15 protein-coding genes are annotated in these 19,505 nt (G+C 70.1%); 8 read left to right on the plus strand and 7 right to left on the minus strand.

All coding sequences use genetic code 11. The annotated features are described in order from the left end of the window. Position 1 precedes the first annotated feature (1 nt). The 3 genes from RKD23_RS01365 to RKD23_RS01375 form a co-directional block, all read right to left on the minus strand. Positions 2–937: a carbohydrate ABC transporter permease gene (locus RKD23_RS01365; protein ID WP_424851852.1), complete on the minus strand. Its 936-nt coding sequence runs from the start codon at positions 935–937 to the stop codon at positions 2–4. Between the two features lie 165 nt (positions 938–1,102). Continuing rightward, positions 1,103–2,407: an ABC transporter substrate-binding protein gene (locus tag RKD23_RS01370; protein WP_424851853.1), complete on the minus strand. Its 1,305-nt coding sequence runs from the start codon at positions 2,405–2,407 to the stop codon at positions 1,103–1,105. Positions 2,408–2,550: 143 nt separating this feature from the next. Beyond that, positions 2,551–3,585, minus strand: a complete 1,035-nt coding sequence (locus tag RKD23_RS01375; RefSeq protein ID WP_424851854.1) for a LacI family DNA-binding transcriptional regulator — start codon at positions 3,583–3,585, stop codon at positions 2,551–2,553. Positions 3,586–3,857: 272 nt separating this feature from the next. On the opposite strand from RKD23_RS01375, the gene RKD23_RS01380 reads away from it, so the two are divergent. From RKD23_RS01380 to RKD23_RS01390, 3 genes are all read left to right on the plus strand, one after another. Beyond that, complete coding sequence (locus RKD23_RS01380; protein WP_424851855.1) at positions 3,858–6,794, plus strand: GH32 C-terminal domain-containing protein; 2,937 nt, start codon at positions 3,858–3,860, stop codon at positions 6,792–6,794. 219 nt (positions 6,795–7,013) lie between these two features. After that, the gene (locus RKD23_RS01385) at positions 7,014–7,991 is read left to right on the plus strand and encodes a carbohydrate kinase family protein (protein ID WP_424851856.1); all 978 of its coding nucleotides are present in this window, start codon (positions 7,014–7,016) and stop codon (positions 7,989–7,991) included. 193 nt (positions 7,992–8,184) lie between these two features. Then, positions 8,185–11,076: a GH32 C-terminal domain-containing protein gene (locus RKD23_RS01390; protein WP_424851857.1), complete on the plus strand. Its 2,892-nt coding sequence runs from the start codon at positions 8,185–8,187 to the stop codon at positions 11,074–11,076. 160 nt (positions 11,077–11,236) lie between these two features. Here the strand turns inward: RKD23_RS01390 and RKD23_RS01395 are convergent, their stop codons facing one another. Both RKD23_RS01395 and RKD23_RS01400 read right to left on the minus strand, forming a co-directional pair. Next, positions 11,237–12,010 (minus strand): SDR family NAD(P)-dependent oxidoreductase, encoded by a 774-nt coding sequence (locus RKD23_RS01395; RefSeq protein WP_424851858.1) that lies wholly within the window; start codon positions 12,008–12,010, stop codon positions 11,237–11,239. Beyond that, positions 12,007–13,014: an NADP-dependent oxidoreductase gene (locus tag RKD23_RS01400; protein WP_424851859.1), complete on the minus strand. Its 1,008-nt coding sequence runs from the start codon at positions 13,012–13,014 to the stop codon at positions 12,007–12,009. Before RKD23_RS01400 ends, RKD23_RS01395 begins: the two co-directional genes overlap by 4 nt. Positions 13,015–13,286: 272 nt before the next feature. On the opposite strand from RKD23_RS01400, the gene RKD23_RS01405 reads away from it, so the two are divergent. The 3 genes from RKD23_RS01405 to RKD23_RS01415 all read left to right on the plus strand — a co-directional run bounded on the left by RKD23_RS01405 (position 13,287) and on the right by RKD23_RS01415 (position 16,268). After that, positions 13,287–13,793: a DUF485 domain-containing protein gene (locus RKD23_RS01405; protein WP_424851860.1), complete on the plus strand. Its 507-nt coding sequence runs from the start codon at positions 13,287–13,289 to the stop codon at positions 13,791–13,793. Next, positions 13,790–15,406, plus strand: coding sequence for a cation acetate symporter (locus tag RKD23_RS01410; protein ID WP_424851861.1), 1,617 nt, complete (start codon positions 13,790–13,792; stop codon positions 15,404–15,406). Before RKD23_RS01405 ends, RKD23_RS01410 begins: the two co-directional genes overlap by 4 nt. Before the next feature lie 127 nt (positions 15,407–15,533). Continuing rightward, positions 15,534–16,268, plus strand: a complete 735-nt coding sequence (locus RKD23_RS01415) for an SOS response-associated peptidase (protein ID WP_424858136.1) — start codon at positions 15,534–15,536, stop codon at positions 16,266–16,268. 46 nt (positions 16,269–16,314) lie between these two features. Here RKD23_RS01415 and RKD23_RS01420 read toward each other — a convergent pair whose 3' ends face one another. Next, entirely contained in the window at positions 16,315–17,118 is an 804-nt protein-coding gene (locus RKD23_RS01420) for a phytanoyl-CoA dioxygenase family protein (RefSeq protein WP_424851862.1), read from the minus strand. A 118-nt stretch (positions 17,119–17,236) separates the two neighbouring features. On the opposite strand from RKD23_RS01420, the gene RKD23_RS01425 reads away from it, so the two are divergent. Then, on the plus strand, positions 17,237–18,103 hold the full coding sequence (locus RKD23_RS01425; RefSeq protein ID WP_424858137.1) for an AraC family transcriptional regulator: 867 nt from the start codon (positions 17,237–17,239) through the stop codon (positions 18,101–18,103). Between the two features lie 128 nt (positions 18,104–18,231). After that, complete coding sequence (locus RKD23_RS01430; RefSeq protein WP_424851863.1) at positions 18,232–18,897, plus strand: MSMEG_1061 family FMN-dependent PPOX-type flavoprotein; 666 nt, start codon at positions 18,232–18,234, stop codon at positions 18,895–18,897. A gap of 53 nt (positions 18,898–18,950) precedes the next feature. Here RKD23_RS01430 and RKD23_RS01435 read toward each other — a convergent pair whose 3' ends face one another. Further along, a complete protein-coding gene (locus RKD23_RS01435; RefSeq protein WP_424851864.1) occupies positions 18,951–19,499 on the minus strand; it encodes a hypothetical protein in 549 nt (182 codons plus the stop codon). Positions 19,500–19,505: the final 6 nt, after the last annotated feature.

A 19,505-nucleotide genomic window follows, 5' to 3' on the forward strand; every position in this document is an offset into this window, starting at 1 on the left:
GTCAGTCCTTCTCCCGGGTCAGGAAACGCTGGACGAGGGACACGCTCAGGACGAGTACGAAGAAGACCAGGGAAATGGCCGCCGCGTACGCGGTCTGCTGCTGGTCGTAGCCGGCGTGCACCGCCTGGTAGACGACCGTCGTGGTGGAGTCGAGCGGGCCCCCTTGGGTCATCACCCTGATCTGGGTGAAGAGGCTGAACGCCGCGATGGTGATGGTGACGAGGACGAAGTTGCGGGTGGCGCGCAGGCCGGGCCAGGTGACGTGGCGGAAGCGGTGCCAGCGGGTGGCCCCGTCCAGGTCGGCGGCCTCGTACAGCTCGGCGGGAATGGTCTGCAGGCCCGCCAGCCAGATGATCATGTGGAAGCCGACGCCCTGCCATACCGACATCAGGATGATGGCGGGCATGGCGGTGCTGGGGTCGCCCAGCCAGTCCGGGCCTTCGATGTGTCCCAGGGTGAGCGTGGAGAGCACGTGGTTGACGAGGCCGTCCTTGCGGTAGAGGAAGGTCCACAGCAGGGAGACGACGACCATCGAGGTCACCACGGGCAGGAAGTAGACGGTGCGGAAGAAGTTGACGCCGCGTACCTTCGCGTTGACGAGCACCGCGAGCGCGAGGGCGAGCCCGGCTTGCAGCGGGACGACCACGGCGGCGAAGTACGCCGTGTTGCGCAGGGACTTGTAGAAGACCGGGTCCTCGAAGAGCAGGCGGAAGTTGCGCAGGCCCACGAACCGGGCCGGGGTGGGTGAGATGAGTCGGGCGTCGGTGAATGCCAGGGCGAAGGCGAGGACGACCGGTACGACGAGGAAGACGATCAGCAGCACGATGGCCGGTGTGGCCATGCCGAGGGCGGTGAAACTCTCGCGGCGGCGGGTGCGTGTCGGTCGTGTTCTTTTTACCGGACGCAGCCGGGCGTGGGCTGCGGTCTTGGTGGTCACGGTAGCTCCAGGGAATCCGGGCCGGCTCGGGCCACGCGGAGCAGGCGTGCTCAGGGCCCGAACCGGACCGGGGGTCAGCCGGCGTAGGAGCTGTTCGTCAGCTCCAGGGAATCCGGTCCGGCTCGGGCCATGCGGGGGAAGCGTGGTCAGGGCCCGGACCGGGGGTCAGCCGGCGTAGTAGTTGTTCGTCTTGAGGTTGGTGTCGATGTCCTTCGCGGCCTGCCCGAGCGCGTCCTTGGGGTCGGCTCCGGCCAGGATGTCCTTGGCCGCCTTCTCGAACTCGGTGGAGATGTAGGGGTAGGCCGGGGTCACCGGGCGCACCACCGCGAACTTGCGGGCGAACTCCACGAGGTCGTTGAAGTTCCCGCCGGGCTGGTAGCCGTCGATCTGCTGCGCTGCGGCCTCGGTTGCCGGGAGGGTGCCGGTGGCCTTGGCGTAGTCGACGAAGTACTTGGTCTGGCGGGAGAACTTCAGCCACGCCTGGGCGCCGTCCTTGTTGGAGCAGCTGGAGCTCATGGCCCACTGCCAGGAGGCGCCGCCGATCGTGGGTCCGTCGCCGAAGTCGACGGGCGGGATGATCGCCAGGTCGTCGCCGAGCTTGTCGGCGTTCTTGGCCGCGTTCCAGCTGCCGTCCCACTGGATGGCGCTCTTGCCGGCCAGGAAGTCCTTGTTGGGGTCGGCGCCGGACTTCTTCGCCATGTAGCCCTTGGACACCAGGGACCGGAACCAGGTGGCCCACTGCACGGACTCCGGGCTGTCGAGGGTGCCTGCGGCGGTCTTGTAGCCGTCGCGGTCAATGAGGTCGCCGCCGAAACTCTGCAGCTGCGGGGAGTAGGCGTAGGACCACCATTCACCGCTGCCGCCGGTGCCCATCTCCAGCGGGTACTGGAACTTGCCGCTCTTCTTCAGCTTGGCCAGGGCCGCGTCGAACTCGGCCCGCGTCCAGGGCTTGTCGAGGGTGGGGATGCGGATGCCGTACTCGTTCAGCACCGACTTGCGTGCGAAGTGTGTCAGGGCGACGTCGTAGAAGCCGAACGCGTAGACCTTGTCCTGGTAGCGGCCGACCGTGCTGGCCAGCTGGTCGGACAGGGGAACCTCGCTGCCGGAGACGTCTATGGGGGCGAGGTAGCCGCCCCAGGCCCAGTTCGCCACGTTGGGGCCGTCCACGTCCAGCAGGCAGGGCAGCTTGCGGGCCGAGGCCGCGGCCACGACGGAGCTGTTGTAGTCGTTCTGCGGGAAAGCCTGGAGCTTGACCTTGTACGTGGTCTGGGAGGCGTTGAAATCCTTGATGATCTTCTTGACGACGTCCAGCTCGGCCGAGTTGCCGGCGTTGTGCGTCCACAGGGTCAGCGTGTCGCCGCTGGCTCCGGACGAGCTGCCGCCGTCTCCGGACGCGCAGCCGGCGACCAGCGCGGTCGCCGCTGCAGCGGCTACACTCGCACCAGCGAGGCGCCTTGTATTCCACACCACGGGGTTTCCTCCATCTCACTGAGGCGGGTCTTGCCGGACCCGCCGGTGCGACCGGTTGCGTCGGTCGCTGTCTTTCGGTGACCGTCCTGCCGGCTCGGAGTCTTCGCTCCCAGGCGGCGGGACGACCGCTTTTCGGGCCGGTGTCACTCCAGGGCGGGGGCGCCGATGGAATCACGCTCCTGCAACGGCATGGCCACCCGGTGGACGGCTGCCTCAAGCGGCCCCTGGGCCAGAATCAGCTCGACTGCCAGGCGGCCGAGCCGGGCGTGCGGCAGCTTCACGGTGGTGAGTGCCGGGCGCAGTGCGGCGGCGATGTCCTGGTCGTCGAAGGACACGACCGACACGTCGCCGGGCACGGACAGTCCCACCTCGCCCAGCGCCTGGTAGGCGCCCATGGACAGTCTGTCGGTCAGGCATACCAGCGCCCGTGGGCGATGGCCCGCCGCCAGGAGCGCGGAGACCTCCCGATAGCCGTCCTGGGTGTTCCAGTCGCACTCGATGACGCCGTCCAGGTGGGCCCCGGCCGCCCTCAGGACCTCTTCCATGCCGCGCATGCGCTCGTTTCCGGCGATGTTTCCCTCGGGTGAGGCGGGCACGGCCAGGTGGCCGCCGATCGCCCAGATGCCCTTGGTGTGACCGGCGGCGAGCAGGGCCCGGGCCGCGTCGCGGCCGGCCTGCAGTTCGTCCGGCACGACGGACGGTGCGTCGAAGCCGGGGGCCAGGCAGTTCAGCAGCACGACCCGCTGCCCGTAGAGCTCTTTGGGCGGGGTGATGTAGCGGGTGGACATGGCCGCGTAGATCACGGCGTCGACCTGGCGGTCGAGCAGCGCGTGAACCAGTGACGACTCGGCGGCGCGGTCGCCGCCGGCCTCTGTGATGAACAGCAGGTTGTCGCGTTCGCGGGCGGCCTCGAGCGCACCGCGGATCACATCGCCCGCGAACGGGGTGGTGGTGATCTGGTCGGAGACGAACCCGATGGTCTGGGTCGACTTCGTGCGCAGGCTGCGTGCCGTGACGTTGGGGCGGTAGCCCAGTTCCTTGGCGGCCTCCAGGACGCGTGCGCGGGCGGCGTCGGAGATGCGCATGTCGGTGCGGCCGGAAAGGGCGAACGACGCGGTGGTCGGCGAGACACCTGCCATGCGGGCAACGTCGGCCATCGTCACGCGGCGTTCAGACATCAGCGGCTCAGCTCCGTTGTTAAATCGGATTAGCAAGGTTGTGACGAGATTGAATCGCCAATGGCCCCATGTCAACACCCTGGACATCTCGAACCAGCAACGGCGAAATTTTGTACCTTTTGTTCGATTAGTTCGATTTGCAAGTGTCGTCAATGTAAATCGCTGTGCGTTAGCTCTTGCTTTAGCCGGTACGCCAGGCGAACGATGCCGAGCCACGTGCTAAACCGAATTGGCATGGCGGAAGCCCTGCCGCACTGTTCCAGGAGTCAGCCATGAGGAGAAGAACGGCCCTCAGTGTCGTGTCCGCCGCTGTGGGCGGCGCGATCGTCCCTTTCTCGTTCGCTTCCGCCCCCGCAGCCGCGCGGAGCCGGGCCCTGCCGGCCGCACGGCCCACCGCCCGCTGGGACTTCGACGAGCGGTCCGGCGCGGCCACCCTGGAGGCGGTGTCCGGCGCGGCCGATCCGGTCGGCTACGTCTTCAACGACGCCCGTTACAAGCCCGACAGCGATCCTCTGCGGCGCCGCGGCGTGCGCGGCCGGGCACTGTACTTCGACGGCTACTCGACCGTCGTCACCGCCAACGGTCCCGGTGACCTCGACCTCTCCGGCGGGCTCACCCTGGATGTGTGGATCGCGCCCTACGCCTACGAGCACGGCATCGACGGCAAGCCCCAGGCGCTGGCCAACCAGCACAACCCCGACACGCGAAGCGGATTCCTGCTCGGCCTGCGCCGCTTCGGGCAGATCGTCTTCCAACTCGGTTTCGGCGACAGCCTGATCGAGGTCCAGGGCGCCCCGGACAAGCCCGCGGCGAAGAACCGGTGGACGCACGTGGCAGCGACCTACGACCCGGCTGCCCGGCAGCTGCGTCTTTACCGCGACGGCCTGCTGATCGGCACCACCGCCACGCCGGACAAGGCCCCTGTGCCGGCCGCTGAGGAGCCGCTGCTCATCGGCAGGCACAACCGCTCCACGCTGCTGAACGGCGAGTTCCACGCCAACATGTACATGGGGCTGATGGACAGCCTCGTCATCCGTCAGGGCACCCTGGACGATGCGGCCGCGCAGCAGGAGCACGCCCAGTACGTCGCCGGCCTCCCGGGCCACCGCGTGCCGCGGCCGGACCTCGCCCCGCAGCGCAGCCGCTTCGACGGCGACCGGCACCGGCCCCAGTTCCACATGCTGCCGCCCTGGCACTGGATGAACGAGCCGCACGCGCCTGTCTACTTCAAGGGCAAGTACCACATCTTCTACCAGCACAACCCGCTCGGCCCGTTCTGGGGGCAGATCCACTGGGGGCACGCGGTCAGCACCGACATGGTGCACTGGCGGGACCTTCCGATCGCCCTCGCGCCGGCCGCCGGCTCGGTCGGGCCGGACGGCTGCTGGTCGGGCTCGGCCTGCGTCGACGGGGACCGCGGGCCGGTCCTGTTCTTCACCGGCGGCGACGACCGCCTGCCATACCGCCAGCGCACCGGGCTCGCGGTGTCGACCTACCCGGCCGACAAGGACACGGACCTGCCCGCCTGGACGATGAAGTCCGAGCCGGTGACCGAAGCCCCGGCCGGTCTGCCCGCCGGTCCCGGCACCGCATGGGCGGAGAACTTCCGTGACCCGTTCGTCTGGGAGGAGGACGGCGTCTGGTACCAGCTGGTCGGCAGCGGCATCGTCGACTACGACGGCACCCGGGTGGCCCGCAAGCATGGGGGAACCGCCCTCGTCCACACCGCCCGCAGGCCCGAAGGCCCCTGGACGTACCGCGGAGCCCTGCACCACAACGACCTCACCACCCACCCGGAGCCCGGCGAGGTGTGGGAACTGCCGGTACTCCTTCCTCTCCCGGGCCCCGGCGGCAGGCGCAGCGGCAAGCACATCCTGCTGATCTGTCCCTGGTGGGAGGGGTTCAACCCCAACGCCGTCAAGCACACCTACTACTGGATCGGCACGTTCGACAAGCGTGAGTGCCGCTTTCTGCCCGACCACGACGAGCCCCGCGAGTTCGACTTCGGCGAGCACTTCACGGGACCCTCCGGCCTCGTCACCCCCGACGGCCGGTCCGTCGTCTTCAGCATCACCCAGGACCGCCGCAGCGAGCAGCAGCACGCCCAGTCCGGCTGGGCGCACAACGCCGGGATGCCCGTCAGCCTCTCGCTGCGCCGCGACGGCCGCCTCGGCGTCGAACCGATCAGCGAGGCAGCCGGGCTCCGCGCCAAGCACCTCGCCCGGATCCGCGGGACGTCCATCGATGAGGCGAACCGAGAGCTCGCCGGCGTCCGCGGCGACCTGCTGGACATCCAGGCCGTCATCGAGCCGCGCGGCGCGCGGACGATCAGCCTGGCGGTGAGGGCCTGTGCCGACGGCACCGAGGAGACGCTGCTGTCCTACGACACGGCCGAGCGGCGCTTCTTCATCGACCGCAGCCTCTCCAGCCTCGATCCGGACGTCCGCAAGGGCGTGCACGGCGGCACCGTCGAACTGGACGGCGGGCGACTGCGTCTGCGCGTCCTGCTCGACCGTTCCATGCTGGAGACCTACGTCAACGGCACCAACAGCATCACCAGCCGCGTCTATCCCACGCGGAAGGACGCCACCGGCCTGCGGCTCGCCGCCGACGGCGGCTCTCCCCGGATCGTGGAGCTGGACGTGTGGCGGATGAACGGCGCCTACGACACGCCCGTCGCGCCCGCCGCGTACGATCCGCCGCGTCCGACTGATGTCGACGCCCTGCCCAACCACGATTTCGCCACCGGGGACCTCACCGGATGGACCGTGGTCTCGGGCACGACCTTCAGCGACGCCAACGTCACCACCCGCACCGACTGGGGCTGGGGCGGACCCTTCTACCAGGCCGATACCGGCAGCGACGACGGCGGCCACCACCTGTGGGGCTTCAACCCCGACGCGGGCGGCGACGACGCCACCGGTGTGCTCCGCTCCGCCACCGTCGTCCTCGGCGGCGACGGCCTCGTCGACCTGCTTGTATCCGGCGGAAACGACCCCGACCGGCTCTACGCGGCTGCGGTCCGCGCCAGCGACGGCAAGATCCTGGCCAAGGCGACAGGCCGCGGCGGCGAGCAGTACCGCCGCGTCGTGTTCGACCTCGCCGACCACATCGGTGAGCAGATCTACATCGAAATCGTCGACAAGGCGACGGGCGGCTGGGGCCACATCAACGTGGACGACGTCAACGTTCCGGTCCGCCGGCGGTAACCCACCGACCCGGCAGACGCTCCCCCGTCCCTCCACGCCGGCTCATTCTTTCGCCCTGGCGGCCGGCCGGTCGTTGCGGCACCGCGACCGGCCGGCGGGCGCCGAGAACCCGGCCCCCCGAGGGCCGTTCCGGGACAAGCAGCAGGCCAGCCGCATCTCCTCCTGCGCTCGTGCCGTGCGCAGCAGTCAGTACGCGTTACCAGGAGACAGACCCTCACCATGCTCCGATCCCCCTCCCCCGGCAGTGTCACCGTCCTCGGCGAGTGTGTGGCCGACGCTTTTCCCGACCCCGCCCGATCCGGCCCGCAGGAACTTGCCCTGCGCGTCCTTCCCGGCGGCGGCCCGGCGAACACCGCGGTCGCCCTCGCCCGCCTCGGCACCCCCACCCGCCTGCGCGCCAGGCTCTCGCACGACGTCCTCGGAACCCTCTTCCGCAGCCGCCTCGCTGGCGCCGGCGTCGATCTGTCCGGCAGCGTCGACGCCGCCGAGCCCAGCGTCCTGGCCGTCGCCAGCCTCGACGCGAGCGGCCAGGCCGCTTACACCTTCTACGCCGACAGCGCCGCCGACTGGCAGTGGAGCGCCGCCGAACTCGCGGGCGCCTCCTACGACGGCACGGTCTGCCTGCACACCGGCTCCCTCGCACTGATACGCCAGCCCGGCGGCAGCCGGATCGAGGACCACCTCGACGCCGTCCGCGAGCAGGTCACCATCTGTCTCGACCCCAACGTCCGCCCCCACCTCATACCGCTCGCCGCCTACCGTGAACGGCTCCCCCGCTGGTGCGCCCTCACCGACATCCTCCGCCTCAGCGAGGACGATCTCGCCCTGCTCCTGCCCGAAGCCAACCCCGAACAAGCCTGCGACATCTGGCACGCCCTGGGCGCGCCCCTGGTCGTCATCACCCGCGGCCGGCACGGCGCCCTCGCCTCCCTCAACGGCCGGCGCGTCATCGTCCCCGCCCCCGCCGTGGACGTAGTCGACACCGTCGGCGCGGGCGATTCCTTCACCGCCGGCCTGCTCCACCGCCTCGCCGCCCTCGGCCACCTCGGCGGCCGGCTCAGCGCACTGAACCTCGAAGACCTCGCCGATGCCTGCGCCTTCGCCGCCCGCGTCGCCGCCCTGACCTGCTCCGTGCCCGGCGCGAACCCGCCCAGCGCCGAACAGACAGCACAGACAGCCGCGTTCGAACGGCTCTAGCCCTCACCTGATCCGCCGCGCCGCGGGCTGCTTTGTCCCCCGGCCCCAACAGGCGCAGCCAGCCCGTCCGCTTGCCTGCGCCCGGCAGCAAGACACCGCACTGCCTGACCGCGGGCGCTCCACGTGCGCCGCCGCGGTTTCAAGGGCGGCGCCCCACACGCCCGTTCCTCATCACTCATCACTGGAGGTATGCATGCGCACACGCTCGCCGGCAAGAGGCACCACCAGTCCCCCGCTCGTCCTTCTGCGAGTGCTGCTCGCACTCGCCGTATGTGTCGGCCTGCTGTCACCGCTGATGACGAAGCCGGCCGGGGCAAGCGAGACCACGCTGTCGAATCCGGGCTTCGAGAAGGGCAACCTGAGCGGCTGGACCACCACCGGAACAGCCTTCACCAACGCGGTCAGCGACAAACCCGGCTGGGGATGGGGCTGCTGCTTCAACCAGCAGGGCACCTACCACCTGTGGGGCTTCGCCTCCGGCGGCGACGCAGCCACCGGAACCGCCACGTCCGAGGCGTTCACCCTGACCGGCACCGGCATGGTCAGCGCCCTCGTCTCCGGCGGCCGCAACGACAACGACCTCTACGTCGCCCTCACCACCCTCGACGGCACCGTCCTGAACAAGGCCACCGGCACCGACGACGAAACCTACCGCCGCGTCACCTGGGACGCCCGCGCCCACCTCGGGAAGCAACTACGCATCACCGTCGTCGACAAAGCCACCGGCGGCTGGGGCCACATCAACCTCGACGACGTCCGCGCCGGCACGGACAACGCCCCGGACCCTTCCGCGACGCAGCTCGCTGCCCACTGGGACTTCTCCGAGGGCCAGGGCGCCACGACCAGGGAAAAGGTCAGCCAGGCGGCTGATCCGATCAGCTACGTCTTCAACGACGCGCAGTTCAAGCCGGACAGCGACCCGCTGTGGCGCCCCAAGCGCGAGGAGGACGGTGTCCTGTCCGGCGCCCTGCTCTTCGACGGCTACTCCACCTGGGTCTCCCGCGCCGCGACGCAGACGCAGTTGTCCACCGACGGTCTGACCGTCGAGGCATGGGTCGCGCCTCGCGCGTTCGAGTGGGGTGACGACGGCAAGCCGTCAGCGGTCGTCAACCAGCAGGACAAGGGTGCCAAGCGGGGCTTCTCCCTCGGTGTCGGCCGGCACGGCAGGTGGCAGTTCGGCATCGGGACCGGCGACGCGTGGTACGAGATCACCGTCCCGAAGTCGGCGGCCCTGGCCGCAGGCAAGTGGGCGCACCTGTCCGCGGTGTTCGCGCCCGCCGACGGAGCGATCAGGCTCTTCCTCAACGGCCAGCAGGTCGCCCAGACCGCCATTCCCACCAGCGCGCGGCTGGCCAAGGCCGACGTGCCGCTGATCATCGGACGGCACAACCAGCCCGCCATCATCAACGGCACCTTCGCCGTGAACATGTTCAACGGCCTCATCGACGAGGTGAAGATCCACACCGGCGCGCTCACCCCCGCGGCGGTGACCGTCGGACACCAGAAGGACGTCCAGACCTTCGCCGGAGGCGTCACGCCCACCGCGCGGATGGAGATGGACCGTGCCCGCTACGACGGTGACCGCTACCGTCCCGGCTATCACTTCACCGCCCCGAACCATTGGATGAACGAGCCCCACGCCCCCATCCAGTACAAGGGCAAGTACCACCTCTTCTACCAGCACAACTCCCACGGCCCCTACTGGCACAACATCAGCTGGGGACACGCGGTGAGCACGGACCTGGTCCACTGGCGCGACCTGCCCGTCGCGCTCGCGCCCACCGAGGACAGCGTGGCACCCGACGGAGTCTGGTCCGGCGACGCCGCCTACGACGAGAACGGCGTACCGGTCCTGCTGTTCACGGCCGGCAACGACTCCCAACGCCCCAACCAGGCCACCGGCCTGGCCCGCCCCGTCGACCCCAGCGACACCGACCTGGTCGAGTGGAAGATGCACCCCACTCTTGTCACCAGCCAGACCGCCGACCTCAACGTCGGCGCCGGACGCAAGGTCCGCTTCGGGGACTTCCGCGACCCGTTCGTCTGGCAGGAGGGCGACACCTGGTTCCAGCTGATGGGCTCCGGCGTCCAGGCCACCGACGGCCGCGACATCGGAGGCACGGCCCTGCTGTACACCTCCAAGAACCTCACCGACTGGACGTACTCCGGGCCGCTGATGACCGGTGACGTGGCGGCATACCCCAAGACCGGCCAGGTCTGGGAGCTGCCCACGTTCCTGCCGATCGGCAAGGACGCCCAGGGCCGCGAGCGCCGGGCCCTGCTGATCAACCCGGCCTTCCCGGCCGGCCCCGGCGAGTACAGCAGCAAGTACGTCTACTACTGGACCGGCATCTGGGACGGCCAGGCCCGCCGCTGGACACCCGACACCACTGAACCGAAGCTGATGGACTACGGCGACCACTTCACCGGCCCCAGCGGAACCGTGGACGACAAGGGACGCTCGCTCGTCTTCAGCATCGCCCAGGACCGGCGCACCGAGCGCGCCCACTACGACGCCGGATGGGCACACAACGCAGGCCTTCCCATCCAGCTGTCCATGCGGCCCGATGGAGACCTCGGCTTCAGCCCCGTCGAGGAAGTCGCACGCCTCCATGACGGCGAACCCCTCGTCGACATCACCGCCCCTACGTCCGTCTCCGCCGCGAACGAGCGCCTGACGAACATCAAGGGCGACATGCTCCACATCAAACTGACCCTCGAACGCGGCAGCGCCGGCACCTTCGGCCTCGACGTACTGCGCAGCCCCGGAGACGAAGAGCGCACACGCCTCTTCTACGACGCCGCCGGCGGACAGCTGGGAGTGGACCGGACACGGTCGGGCAACAACTCCAGCGCCGAACCTAACCTCGGCGTACACAAGGGTCCGCTGACACTCTCCAACGGCACTCTGACCCTGGACGTGTTCGTCGACCGCTCGGTCATCGAGGCGTACGCGAACTCCCACAAGTCGATCACCACGCGTGCCTACCCGTTCCGGCAGGACTCCCTCGGCCTGCGCCTCTTCGGCGACGGCAGCACCGTCAAGTCCATGACCGTCTGGAAGATGAGCAGCATGACCGACTGACACCTCGCACGAGCTGACCCAGCGGGAAGCGCTGTCCGCAACGAAGCCCCGCCGCACGCCGGCGGGGCTTCACCATTGGCACATGTTCCTGCCTGATCCAGAGGGCCGCGGTCAGGACCCACTCTCAGGTGATCGCCCCCGTGACTTGTCGTAGGCGTTCTCAGACGCCGACGGCCTCCCCCGGACCAGGCACGCGACGGAAGCGGAACGGCTCCGGATCGCGTCCGGGCTGGATGAACCAGCACTCCCCGGTGGCGTCGCCGGTGACGAGCCGGAGCACCGTGTCCGCGACGACCTCGGCCGGGATGATCGGCAGTTCCTGCTCGGCGAGCATGTCGCGCAGGTGGTCGATGATCCGCGACTCGGCGAACCCCGGGCAGACGGCGTTGAAGCGCACGTTGTCACGGGCGAGAGCCGGTCCCAGGGAGCGTGCGAGTCCCACCACCGCATGCTTGTTGGCCGCGTACAGCGGATCCAGCGGCACTGCCGCCAGGCCCGCCAGGGAGGCGGTCGCCACGATCGCTCCTCCGCCGCGGGCCCGCAGCGCCGGCAACACCGCATGGGTGCCGAAGACGACGCCGTCGAGGTTGGCGCCCATCGCGCGGCGGTAGCGCGCCAGGTCGAAGTCGTCGCCGAGGCCGCATCCGGTCGCCACTCCCGCGTTGAGGAACGCGATGTCGACGCCGCCGCACTGCTGCTGGGCGAAGTCCACCAACGCCAGGTTGGCTTCGAGGTCGGAGACGTCGCAGGCACGGAAGTGGCCGTCGACCATCTCGGCCACCTCACGGCCGCCCCGTGCGTCGAGGTCGGCGACCACGACGCGCGCCCCCGCCTTGGCGAGCGCCAGGGCCGTGGCCCGGCCCAGTCCGCTGGCACCGCCGGTGACGATCGCGACCTTGTCCTGGAGCGCGAGCGCGCTCTCGGCGGCCGTCACGCCAGCTCCAGCACGAGCTTGCCGACGTTCTCGCCGCGGAAGAGCATCTGCAATGTCTCCGGGAAGTCGTCCACGGTCCCCCTGACCACGTGTTCCTTGACCTTGATGCGACCGGCGCCGATCCAGGCCGCGATCTCCTGGGCGGCCTCGCCGTACCGCTTGGCGTAGTCGAAGACGACGAAGCCCTCCATGCGGGCGCGGCGCACCAGCAGCGAGAGGTAGTTCGAGGGGCCCTTGACCGGGGTGGCGTTGTTGTACTGGCTGATCGCGCCGCAGACCACGACGCGCGCGTGCATCGCCAGCCGGGTCAGGGCTGCGTCGAGGATGTCGCCTCCGACGTTGTCGAAGTAGACGTCGATGCCGTCGGGGGCGTGCCGGCGGAGCGCCTTGCGGACGTCCTCGGTGCGGTAGTCGATCGCTGCGTCGAAGCCCAGTTCGTCAGTGAGCAGCGCGCACTTCTCCGGCCCTCCGGCGATGCCCACGACCCGGCAGCCCTTGGCCTTGGCGATCTGACCGGCGATGGTGCCGACCGCGCCGGCCGCGCCGGACACCACGACGGTCTCGCCCTCCTGCAGCGCTCCGACGTCCAGCAGGCCGAAGTAGGCGGTCATACCAGGCATGCCCAGCGCGCCGAGATAGGTCGAGGGCGGGGCGAGGGAGGTGTCGATCTTCATGGCGCCCTTGCCGTCGGAGACCACGTGCTCCTGGACACCGAACGTCCCGACCACGTGATCACCCGGCTGGAAGTCGGGGTGGTTCGACGCGGTGACCTCGATGACCGATCCGGCGCGCATCACCTCACCGATGCCCACCGGCGGCAGGTAGGAGGGACGGTCGTCCAGCCAGCCCCGCATCGCGGGGTCCAGGGAGATGACGCGGGTACGGCCCGCGAACCGGCCCGGGCCCGGCTCGTCGACGGGCTCCGTACAGTGCTCCCAGTCATCGGGTTCGACCTCGCCCACGGGGCGGGCTGCCAGACGGATCTGGCGGTTGGTGGCAGACATCGCGCCTCCTGTCGTCACGGCTCCCCGCGACCATACCGACCAGTAGGTACGTCTGCTGCCGTGATGTTCGCCACAAGCCCGTCTCCCCGCCGGGTGCCTATGGTGCAGGGGGCCATCGAGCCGTGACCCGGCAGTGCTCCTCCGGTGCGACCTTCGAGCTCAAAACGTGATGCTCGACAGCCTTAGCAGGCATACCCACCAGTCGGTATCGTGCGCGCGCCGCCCCCTCCCCACGCCCCGCACGGCACCGAGACGCACCGGAAGGCCACCCGATGACTTACCCCGACGACAAGCGGTACCCGCCGCCGACGCCGCCGCAGTGGCCGCAATCGCGGACCGAGCCGTACAGCCGCACCCCTCGCCACCCTTCGTACGGGCAGGAACCGGGGCAGCAGCCCCAGCCGTCCGGGTACGGCGGCTTTCCGGGGTACGACCCGTTCGGGCAGACCCCCCGTCCACAACCGCACACGCACGAGGCCCACGCCGGCAGCGACCTCGCCGCCCTCCGCTCGGCCTACCGCGTGCTGCGCCGCGTCTCCACGCTCACCGCACTCGGTTCCTTCGTGGTGTACGTGCTGCTGTCCTGCTACGCACCGGACCTGATGGGGTCCAAGATCATCGGGGAGCTGAGCCTGGGCATGTCCCTCGGCGTCCTTCAGCTCGTCGTCACCTTCGGGGCGGTCTCCTGGTACGGACGCAGCGCACATCGCTCGGTGGACCCGTTGGCCCACGCCGTCAGAGAGCGTGCGGCCGCCCGGCACGCGGGGGTGGCGAGATGAACGACTTCAGCTCCGGGACGCAGGCAACCGTCCTCGTCCTCTTCGCCGCCCTGGTCACCGTCACGCTGCTGATGTGCGTGATGGCGGGACCGGACCGCGACGACCTCACGGACTTCTACACCGGCTACCGCTCGCTCACCCCGTTCAAGAACGGCCTGGCCATCGCGGGCGACTACATCTCGGCAGCCACGGTGCTCAGCACCACGGGCATCATCGCGCTCGCCGGATACGACGGCTACGTCCTCGCGGTCAGCACCGCCCTGTCGCTGGTGCTGCTGATGTTCCTGGCGGCCGAACCCCTGCGCAACACCGGCAGCTTCACCATGGGCGACGTCCTGGCCCGCAACATGCCCGGGCGGGCGGTGCGTATCGCCGCCAGCGTGGTGACGCTGTCGGCGACACTGCCCTTCCTCGTCGTGCAGCTCTCCGGAGCCGGGTCGCTGCTCACCTTCATCCTGGACATCCCGCACGGAGTGGGCGCCAGAACGGCGTGCATCGTCATGGTCGGCAGTCTGATGATTCTCTACGCGGCGCTCGGCGGTATGCGGGGCACCGCACTCATCCAGATGATCAAGATCGTGATCCTGCTCGGCACCAGCTTCGTCGTCGCAGCCCTGGTCCTCAGCCGCTTCGACTGGAGCCCGGGGGCCCTGCTCAGAGCGGCCGAGCACGGCAGCGGCACGGGCCCCGCCTTCCTCGAGCAGGGCCTCCAGCTGGGCACGTCGGCCGGCGACCGGCTGGATTTCGTCGGGCTCCAGCTCACCATCATCCTCGGCGTGGCCTGCCTGCCCCACATCACCATGCGCCTGTACTCCGCGCAGGACGTGCCCGCCGTACGACGTTCCATGTCCTGGGCGGTCGGTACGGTGACCACGTTCTGCCTGCTCGTGATCGTCATGGGCACGGGCGCGGCGGCGCTGGTGGGATCGCAGCACATCATCGCGGCCGACCCGCAGGGCAGGACGTCGGTGCTCATGCTGCCGCAGGCGCTCGGCGGAAGCCCCGACTCCGCGGGTACGGCGGTTCTCTACTCGGCCGTGGCGGGGATGGTGTTCATCACCCTGCTGTCCTCGGTGGCGGGAATGACCCTGGCCGCGGCCTCCTCTCTCGCCCATGACCTGTTCGCCCATGCGGCGCGGCGGGGACAGGCTGAGCCGCGTACGGAGATGACGGTTGCGGTGTGGACGAGCGTGGCCGTGGGGACCGTGGCCATCTCACTCGCCACCCTGGTCCAGAACTGGGACGTCGGCGTGCTCACCACTGTGGCCATCTGCATCGGGGCATCCGCGGTGGCCCCCGCGCTGACCTACTCCCTGTTCTGGCGAGGATTCACGCGCACCGGCCTGCTCGCCACCCTCTACGGCGGTACGGCCTGCGCGCTGGTGCTGATGGTCTTCTCCGAGGCCGTCTCGGGCACGCCGTCCGCCGTCTTCCCGAACGCCGACTTCCACTGGTTCCCCATGCAGTCCACCGGGCTGGTCTCCATCCCGTTCGGTTACCTGGCGGGCTGGCTGGGCAGCCGTCTGGACCACCGGCTCCGGGCCGCCGACAGCCGGGAGAGCCGGCAGTCGTACGAGGAGAACGAGGCGCGTCTGCTCGCCGCAGCCGATTGACAACGGTCGTGCACCACCGAGCAGCATGCGCCTGACCGCGCAGGCGACCGGGTGGGCCCTGGGGACATGCCGGCTGACCGCGCTGGCGCGCGCCTCAGTCGGCCGGGTGCCGTGGCACAGTGGCGGTATGTGCGGCCGCTACGCCTCCACCCGCAGTCCCCAGGACCTCACCAGCCTCTTCCACGTCACGGACTGGCGTCCCGACGAGACACTCGCGCCCAGCTGGAACGTCGCGCCGACCGATCAGGTCTACGCGGTCCTGCAGCGCGTCTCCCGGGACGGCAGTGACGAAGTGCGCCGTGAGCTGCGGGCGCTCAGGTGGGGCCTGGTGCCGTCGTGGGCGAAGGACCCGAAGGCCGGCTCCAGGATGATCAACGCCCGGGTCGAGACCGTGCACGAGAAGCCCGCCTACCGGCGTGCCTTCGCCGAACGCCGCTGCCTGCTGCCGGCCGACGGCTTCTACGAGTGGGAGCCGGTGAAGGACGAGAAGTCGGGCAAGACCCGCAAACAGCCGTACTTCATCCACCCCGCCGACGGCCAGGTGATGGCCATGGCCGGTCTGTACGAGTACTGGCGCAACCCCGACGTCACGAACAACGACGACCCCGATGCCTGGCTGATCACCTGCACGATCATCACCACCGAAGCCACCGACGAAGCCGGCCGCGTCCATCCCCGCATGCCCCTCGCCCTCACCCCCGGCCACTACGACGCCTGGCTCGACCCCCACCACCACGACACCGAAGACCTCCGCGCCCTGCTCACCCGGCCCGCGGACGGCAATCTCAACGCCCGGCCCGTCTCCACGGCGGTGAACAACGTCCGCAACAACGGCCCCCAACTCCTCGACACAGCCACCTGAACTCGCCGGTGGCCGGTCGGGAGCAGTTGCGCCGACGCGTGACCTGTCACCGCGGGCCCTCCTCCCCGTCGGGACCGGAGGTGGCCTGTCCCAGGCCCCGGCGGATGGCGATCTCCACGGGTGAGTACGCGCCGTCGGCCCGCTCCAGTTCGTAAGGCGCGGCCGGCATCAGCGGCGGCTGGGCCATGAAGCGCGGCCGCACCCCGTGGTGCGGCTGCGCCGCGTGCACCAGGAACGGATGGCACAGGAAGACGTCGCCCGGGGATCCCGTGGCGAGGGCGAGCGGCCGGTGGGCGGACGCCGCTACGAGGTCCGGCGCGACGGCCAGGCCGCTCGCGCCCTTCTCCCCGTACGGCTCCAGCACCTTCGGCACGTCGAGATGGGAGCCGACCCGGATCCGGGTCGGGGCGTCCTCCTCCCCCACCTCGCTGAACAGGAACAGCATCAGCAGAGCCCGGCCGCGTGAGCGGAGATTGGTGAAGGGCCAGGTCTCGCCCTCCACCGCATAGCTGCCCTCGATGTGCCAGCCCGCGTCATCGGGCTCCTCCTCGTGCGGGAAGCGCAGCGGGAAGGTGCCGAGCGAGTAGCGCGGCTCCCAGCGTCCGGCGCCGACCAGCAGGTCGTACGCCCGGTGCAGGGCCGGGGAGTTGGGTGCGGCGGCGAACGGTCCCTGGGCCATCCCGCCGACCCAGTGCACGGGCTGCGTCCACGTCTGCGGGTCGTCCGGGTCGCAGCCCGTCTCCCGCCACAGCAGCCGCGCGCAGCTCGCGGCCACGCGGGGCGCGACGGCGCCCTCCAGCTTGACGAAGCCGTCGCGCAGAAAGCGGGATACCAAGGTCGTGTCGTCCATGCCGCCATCGTGCGGCGCCGCCCGTCCCGGTCACCCGACACTTGCCGCACCGCTTTTCTCGGGTGCGGCGTGCAGGCCGCGCCTGATTGAATCGATGGCCGGGATCTTGGAGGCCAGCGTGCTGGAGCGGCTCAATCAGGCCATGGAGCACGTCGAGCGGCAGCTCGACAGCTCCGTCGACGTAGGCGAGTTGGCGCGGATCGCGGCCACCTCGGAGTACCACCTGCGGCGGATGTTCTCGGCGCTCGCGGGGATGCCGCTCTCGGAGTACATCAGGCGCCGGCGGCTGACCGTCGCGGGTGCGGAGGTACTGGCCGGTGAGCGGACGCTGCTGGAGATCGCGGTGCGGTACGGATACGGCTCGGGCGAGGCGTTCGCGCGGGCGTTCCGCGCGGTGCACGGCGTCGGGCCCGGCGAGGCGCGGCGCACCGGCGCGGCACTCAGCTCCCAGCCCCGGATGACCTTCCGCCTCATCGTCGACGGGAACAGCAGCATGCGCTATCGCGTCGTGCACAAGCCGCAGTTCAGCGTCGTCGGGGCCAAGGCCCGCGTCCCGCTCGTGCACTCGGGCCCGAACCGGGCGATCATCGACTTCGTCCGCGGAATCGGCAACGAGACGAGCCGGCTGCTGGAGAAGCTGTCCGACCAGGAGCCGCACGGCATCCTCGCGGTCTGCGACAACCTCGATCCCAGCCGGGCGGAGGGCACCGGCCTCGACTACTACCACGGGGTCGTCACGTCGGCGTCCGCGCCGGAGGGCATGGCCACGCTGCCCGTGCCGGCCGGGACCTGGGCGGTCTTCACCACCTCGGGGCCGGCACCGGAGGCGATCCAGGCGCTGTGGCGGGATGTGTTCACCGAGTGGTTCCCGTCGAACCCGTACCGGAGCCGTCCCGGGCCGGAGATCCTTCGTACACGGATGTCGGCGGACGGCAGCGAGGCGGATGCCGAGCTGTGGCTGCCGGTGGAACGGCAGGCCGCCTGACATTGAAAACAGGTCGGCATCGCACGGCCATGTTCTTCCGACCGCGCCGAGAAGTACCGACCGGGCAACGGGGACGAGATCACGCACTCACCCGCGCACCGCCTCGGTCGTCTTCTAGGGTCGTCCGTATGATCATCGACAATGGGGCCGCCGGCTTGCTCTTCGAATCCCTCCGGGCGGACGCCCTCACCAGCCCGGAGCAGTTGCGCGAGCTCTACCAGCAGCCGAATCCGAACGCGCTGCGCAAGGAGATCGACCACCTGACCGAGGAAACCCGGGCGCTGATCGGCTGTTCCTCGCTGGTGTTCATCGGCAGTGCGGACGTCGAGGGCCGGGCGGACGTGACGCCGCGCGGCGGCCCGGCCGGATTTGTCTCGGTGCTGGACGAGCGGACCTTGGTGATCCCGGACGCGACCGGCAACAAGCGGCTCGACACCCTGCACAACGTGCTGCAGACCGGACGCGTCGGGCTGCTCTTCCTCATCCCCGGCCGCCCGACCACGCTGCGTGTCAATGGCCGCGCCTGCGTCTCGGCGCGCCCGGAGCTGCTCGCCCAACTCACTCCCGTTGGAAAACCGCCGGTCACGGCGATTGTGGTGCAGGTCGAGCAGGTCTATCCGCACTGCCCGAAGTCGCTGATGCGCGCAGGCGCCTGGCAACCGGAGCGGTGGGTGCCTGCTGACGCCCAGCCGACCAGCGCCGAGGTGACGCTGGCCCAGCTGAACCTGCCGGGCCTGACCGTCGACCAGGTCGAGGAGGCCGAACGGGAGTCACTGCGCCTGCGTTACGAGTAAATCCCGTTAGAGGTTCTCAGTACGTAATCGGTGATCGGTACGGCGCGTAGGGCTCACTCCGCCTTTCTGAACAGCTCCGACATCCCGTCCCCGGTGTCGGGGGCCAGCCGGCCGGAGGCCTCCGGGGGGAGCAGCCCGATCCTGGTGGCCAGTTCGCGGCCGTGGACGTCGACGGCGGCCTCGACCAGGCTCGCGAGTGCGTCGAGGGCGGTGCGGGCGCGGGAGCGGGCCACGGCGGCGCAGCCGAGGGCGGCCAGGGAGGCGGGCCACCACCAGCAGGCGAGTACGGCGTAGCCGGCGGCCCAGGCGGCGAGGCGGGCGGCGGCGCCGAAGGAGTCGTGGGCGGACTGGATCTGCCGTACGGCGGTTTCGGGGAGGATGAGCCACAGGCGGGGCCAGAGCGCGGCGAGGTCGAGGCCGTAGGCCGTCTCCACGCGGTCGGCGGCGGCCTGCATGCGGTCGCCGTACCAGGTGGGGCGGACCGGCTCGCGTGGCGCGACCCGGTCGCGGGCCTCGGTGAGGGCCTCGATCCGTGCGAGGAGGGCGTGGGGGACGGTCACCGTGCCGGACGGGGTGTCGGCGGCGGGGTGGGCACGGCTCACCGCCTC

The sequence above is a fragment of the Streptomyces sp. SAI-170 genome, from assembly GCF_049739565.1.
In the GTDB taxonomy this organism is placed as follows: domain Bacteria; phylum Actinomycetota; class Actinomycetes; order Streptomycetales; family Streptomycetaceae; genus Streptomyces.

What these genes read in the sequence shown, in the direction of transcription:
- RKD23_RS01375 (WP_424851854.1), bottom strand. Translation starts at nt 3,585, where the DNA reads ATGTCTGAACGCCGCGTGACGATGGCCGACGTTGCCCGCATGGCAGGT.
- RKD23_RS01380 (WP_424851855.1), top strand. Translation starts at nt 3,858, where the DNA reads ATGAGGAGAAGAACGGCCCTCAGTGTCGTGTCCGCCGCTGTGGGCGGC.
- RKD23_RS01385 (WP_424851856.1), top strand. Translation starts at nt 7,014, where the DNA reads ATGCTCCGATCCCCCTCCCCCGGCAGTGTCACCGTCCTCGGCGAGTGT.
- RKD23_RS01390 (WP_424851857.1), top strand. Translation starts at nt 8,185, where the DNA reads ATGCGCACACGCTCGCCGGCAAGAGGCACCACCAGTCCCCCGCTCGTC.
- RKD23_RS01400 (WP_424851859.1), bottom strand. Translation starts at nt 13,014, where the DNA reads ATGTCTGCCACCAACCGCCAGATCCGTCTGGCAGCCCGCCCCGTGGGC.
- RKD23_RS01405 (WP_424851860.1), top strand. Translation starts at nt 13,287, where the DNA reads ATGACTTACCCCGACGACAAGCGGTACCCGCCGCCGACGCCGCCGCAG.
- RKD23_RS01410 (WP_424851861.1), top strand. Translation starts at nt 13,790, where the DNA reads ATGAACGACTTCAGCTCCGGGACGCAGGCAACCGTCCTCGTCCTCTTC.
- RKD23_RS01415 (WP_424858136.1), top strand. Translation starts at nt 15,534, where the DNA reads ATGTGCGGCCGCTACGCCTCCACCCGCAGTCCCCAGGACCTCACCAGC.
- RKD23_RS01420 (WP_424851862.1), bottom strand. Translation starts at nt 17,118, where the DNA reads ATGGACGACACGACCTTGGTATCCCGCTTTCTGCGCGACGGCTTCGTC.
- RKD23_RS01430 (WP_424851863.1), top strand. Translation starts at nt 18,232, where the DNA reads ATGATCATCGACAATGGGGCCGCCGGCTTGCTCTTCGAATCCCTCCGG.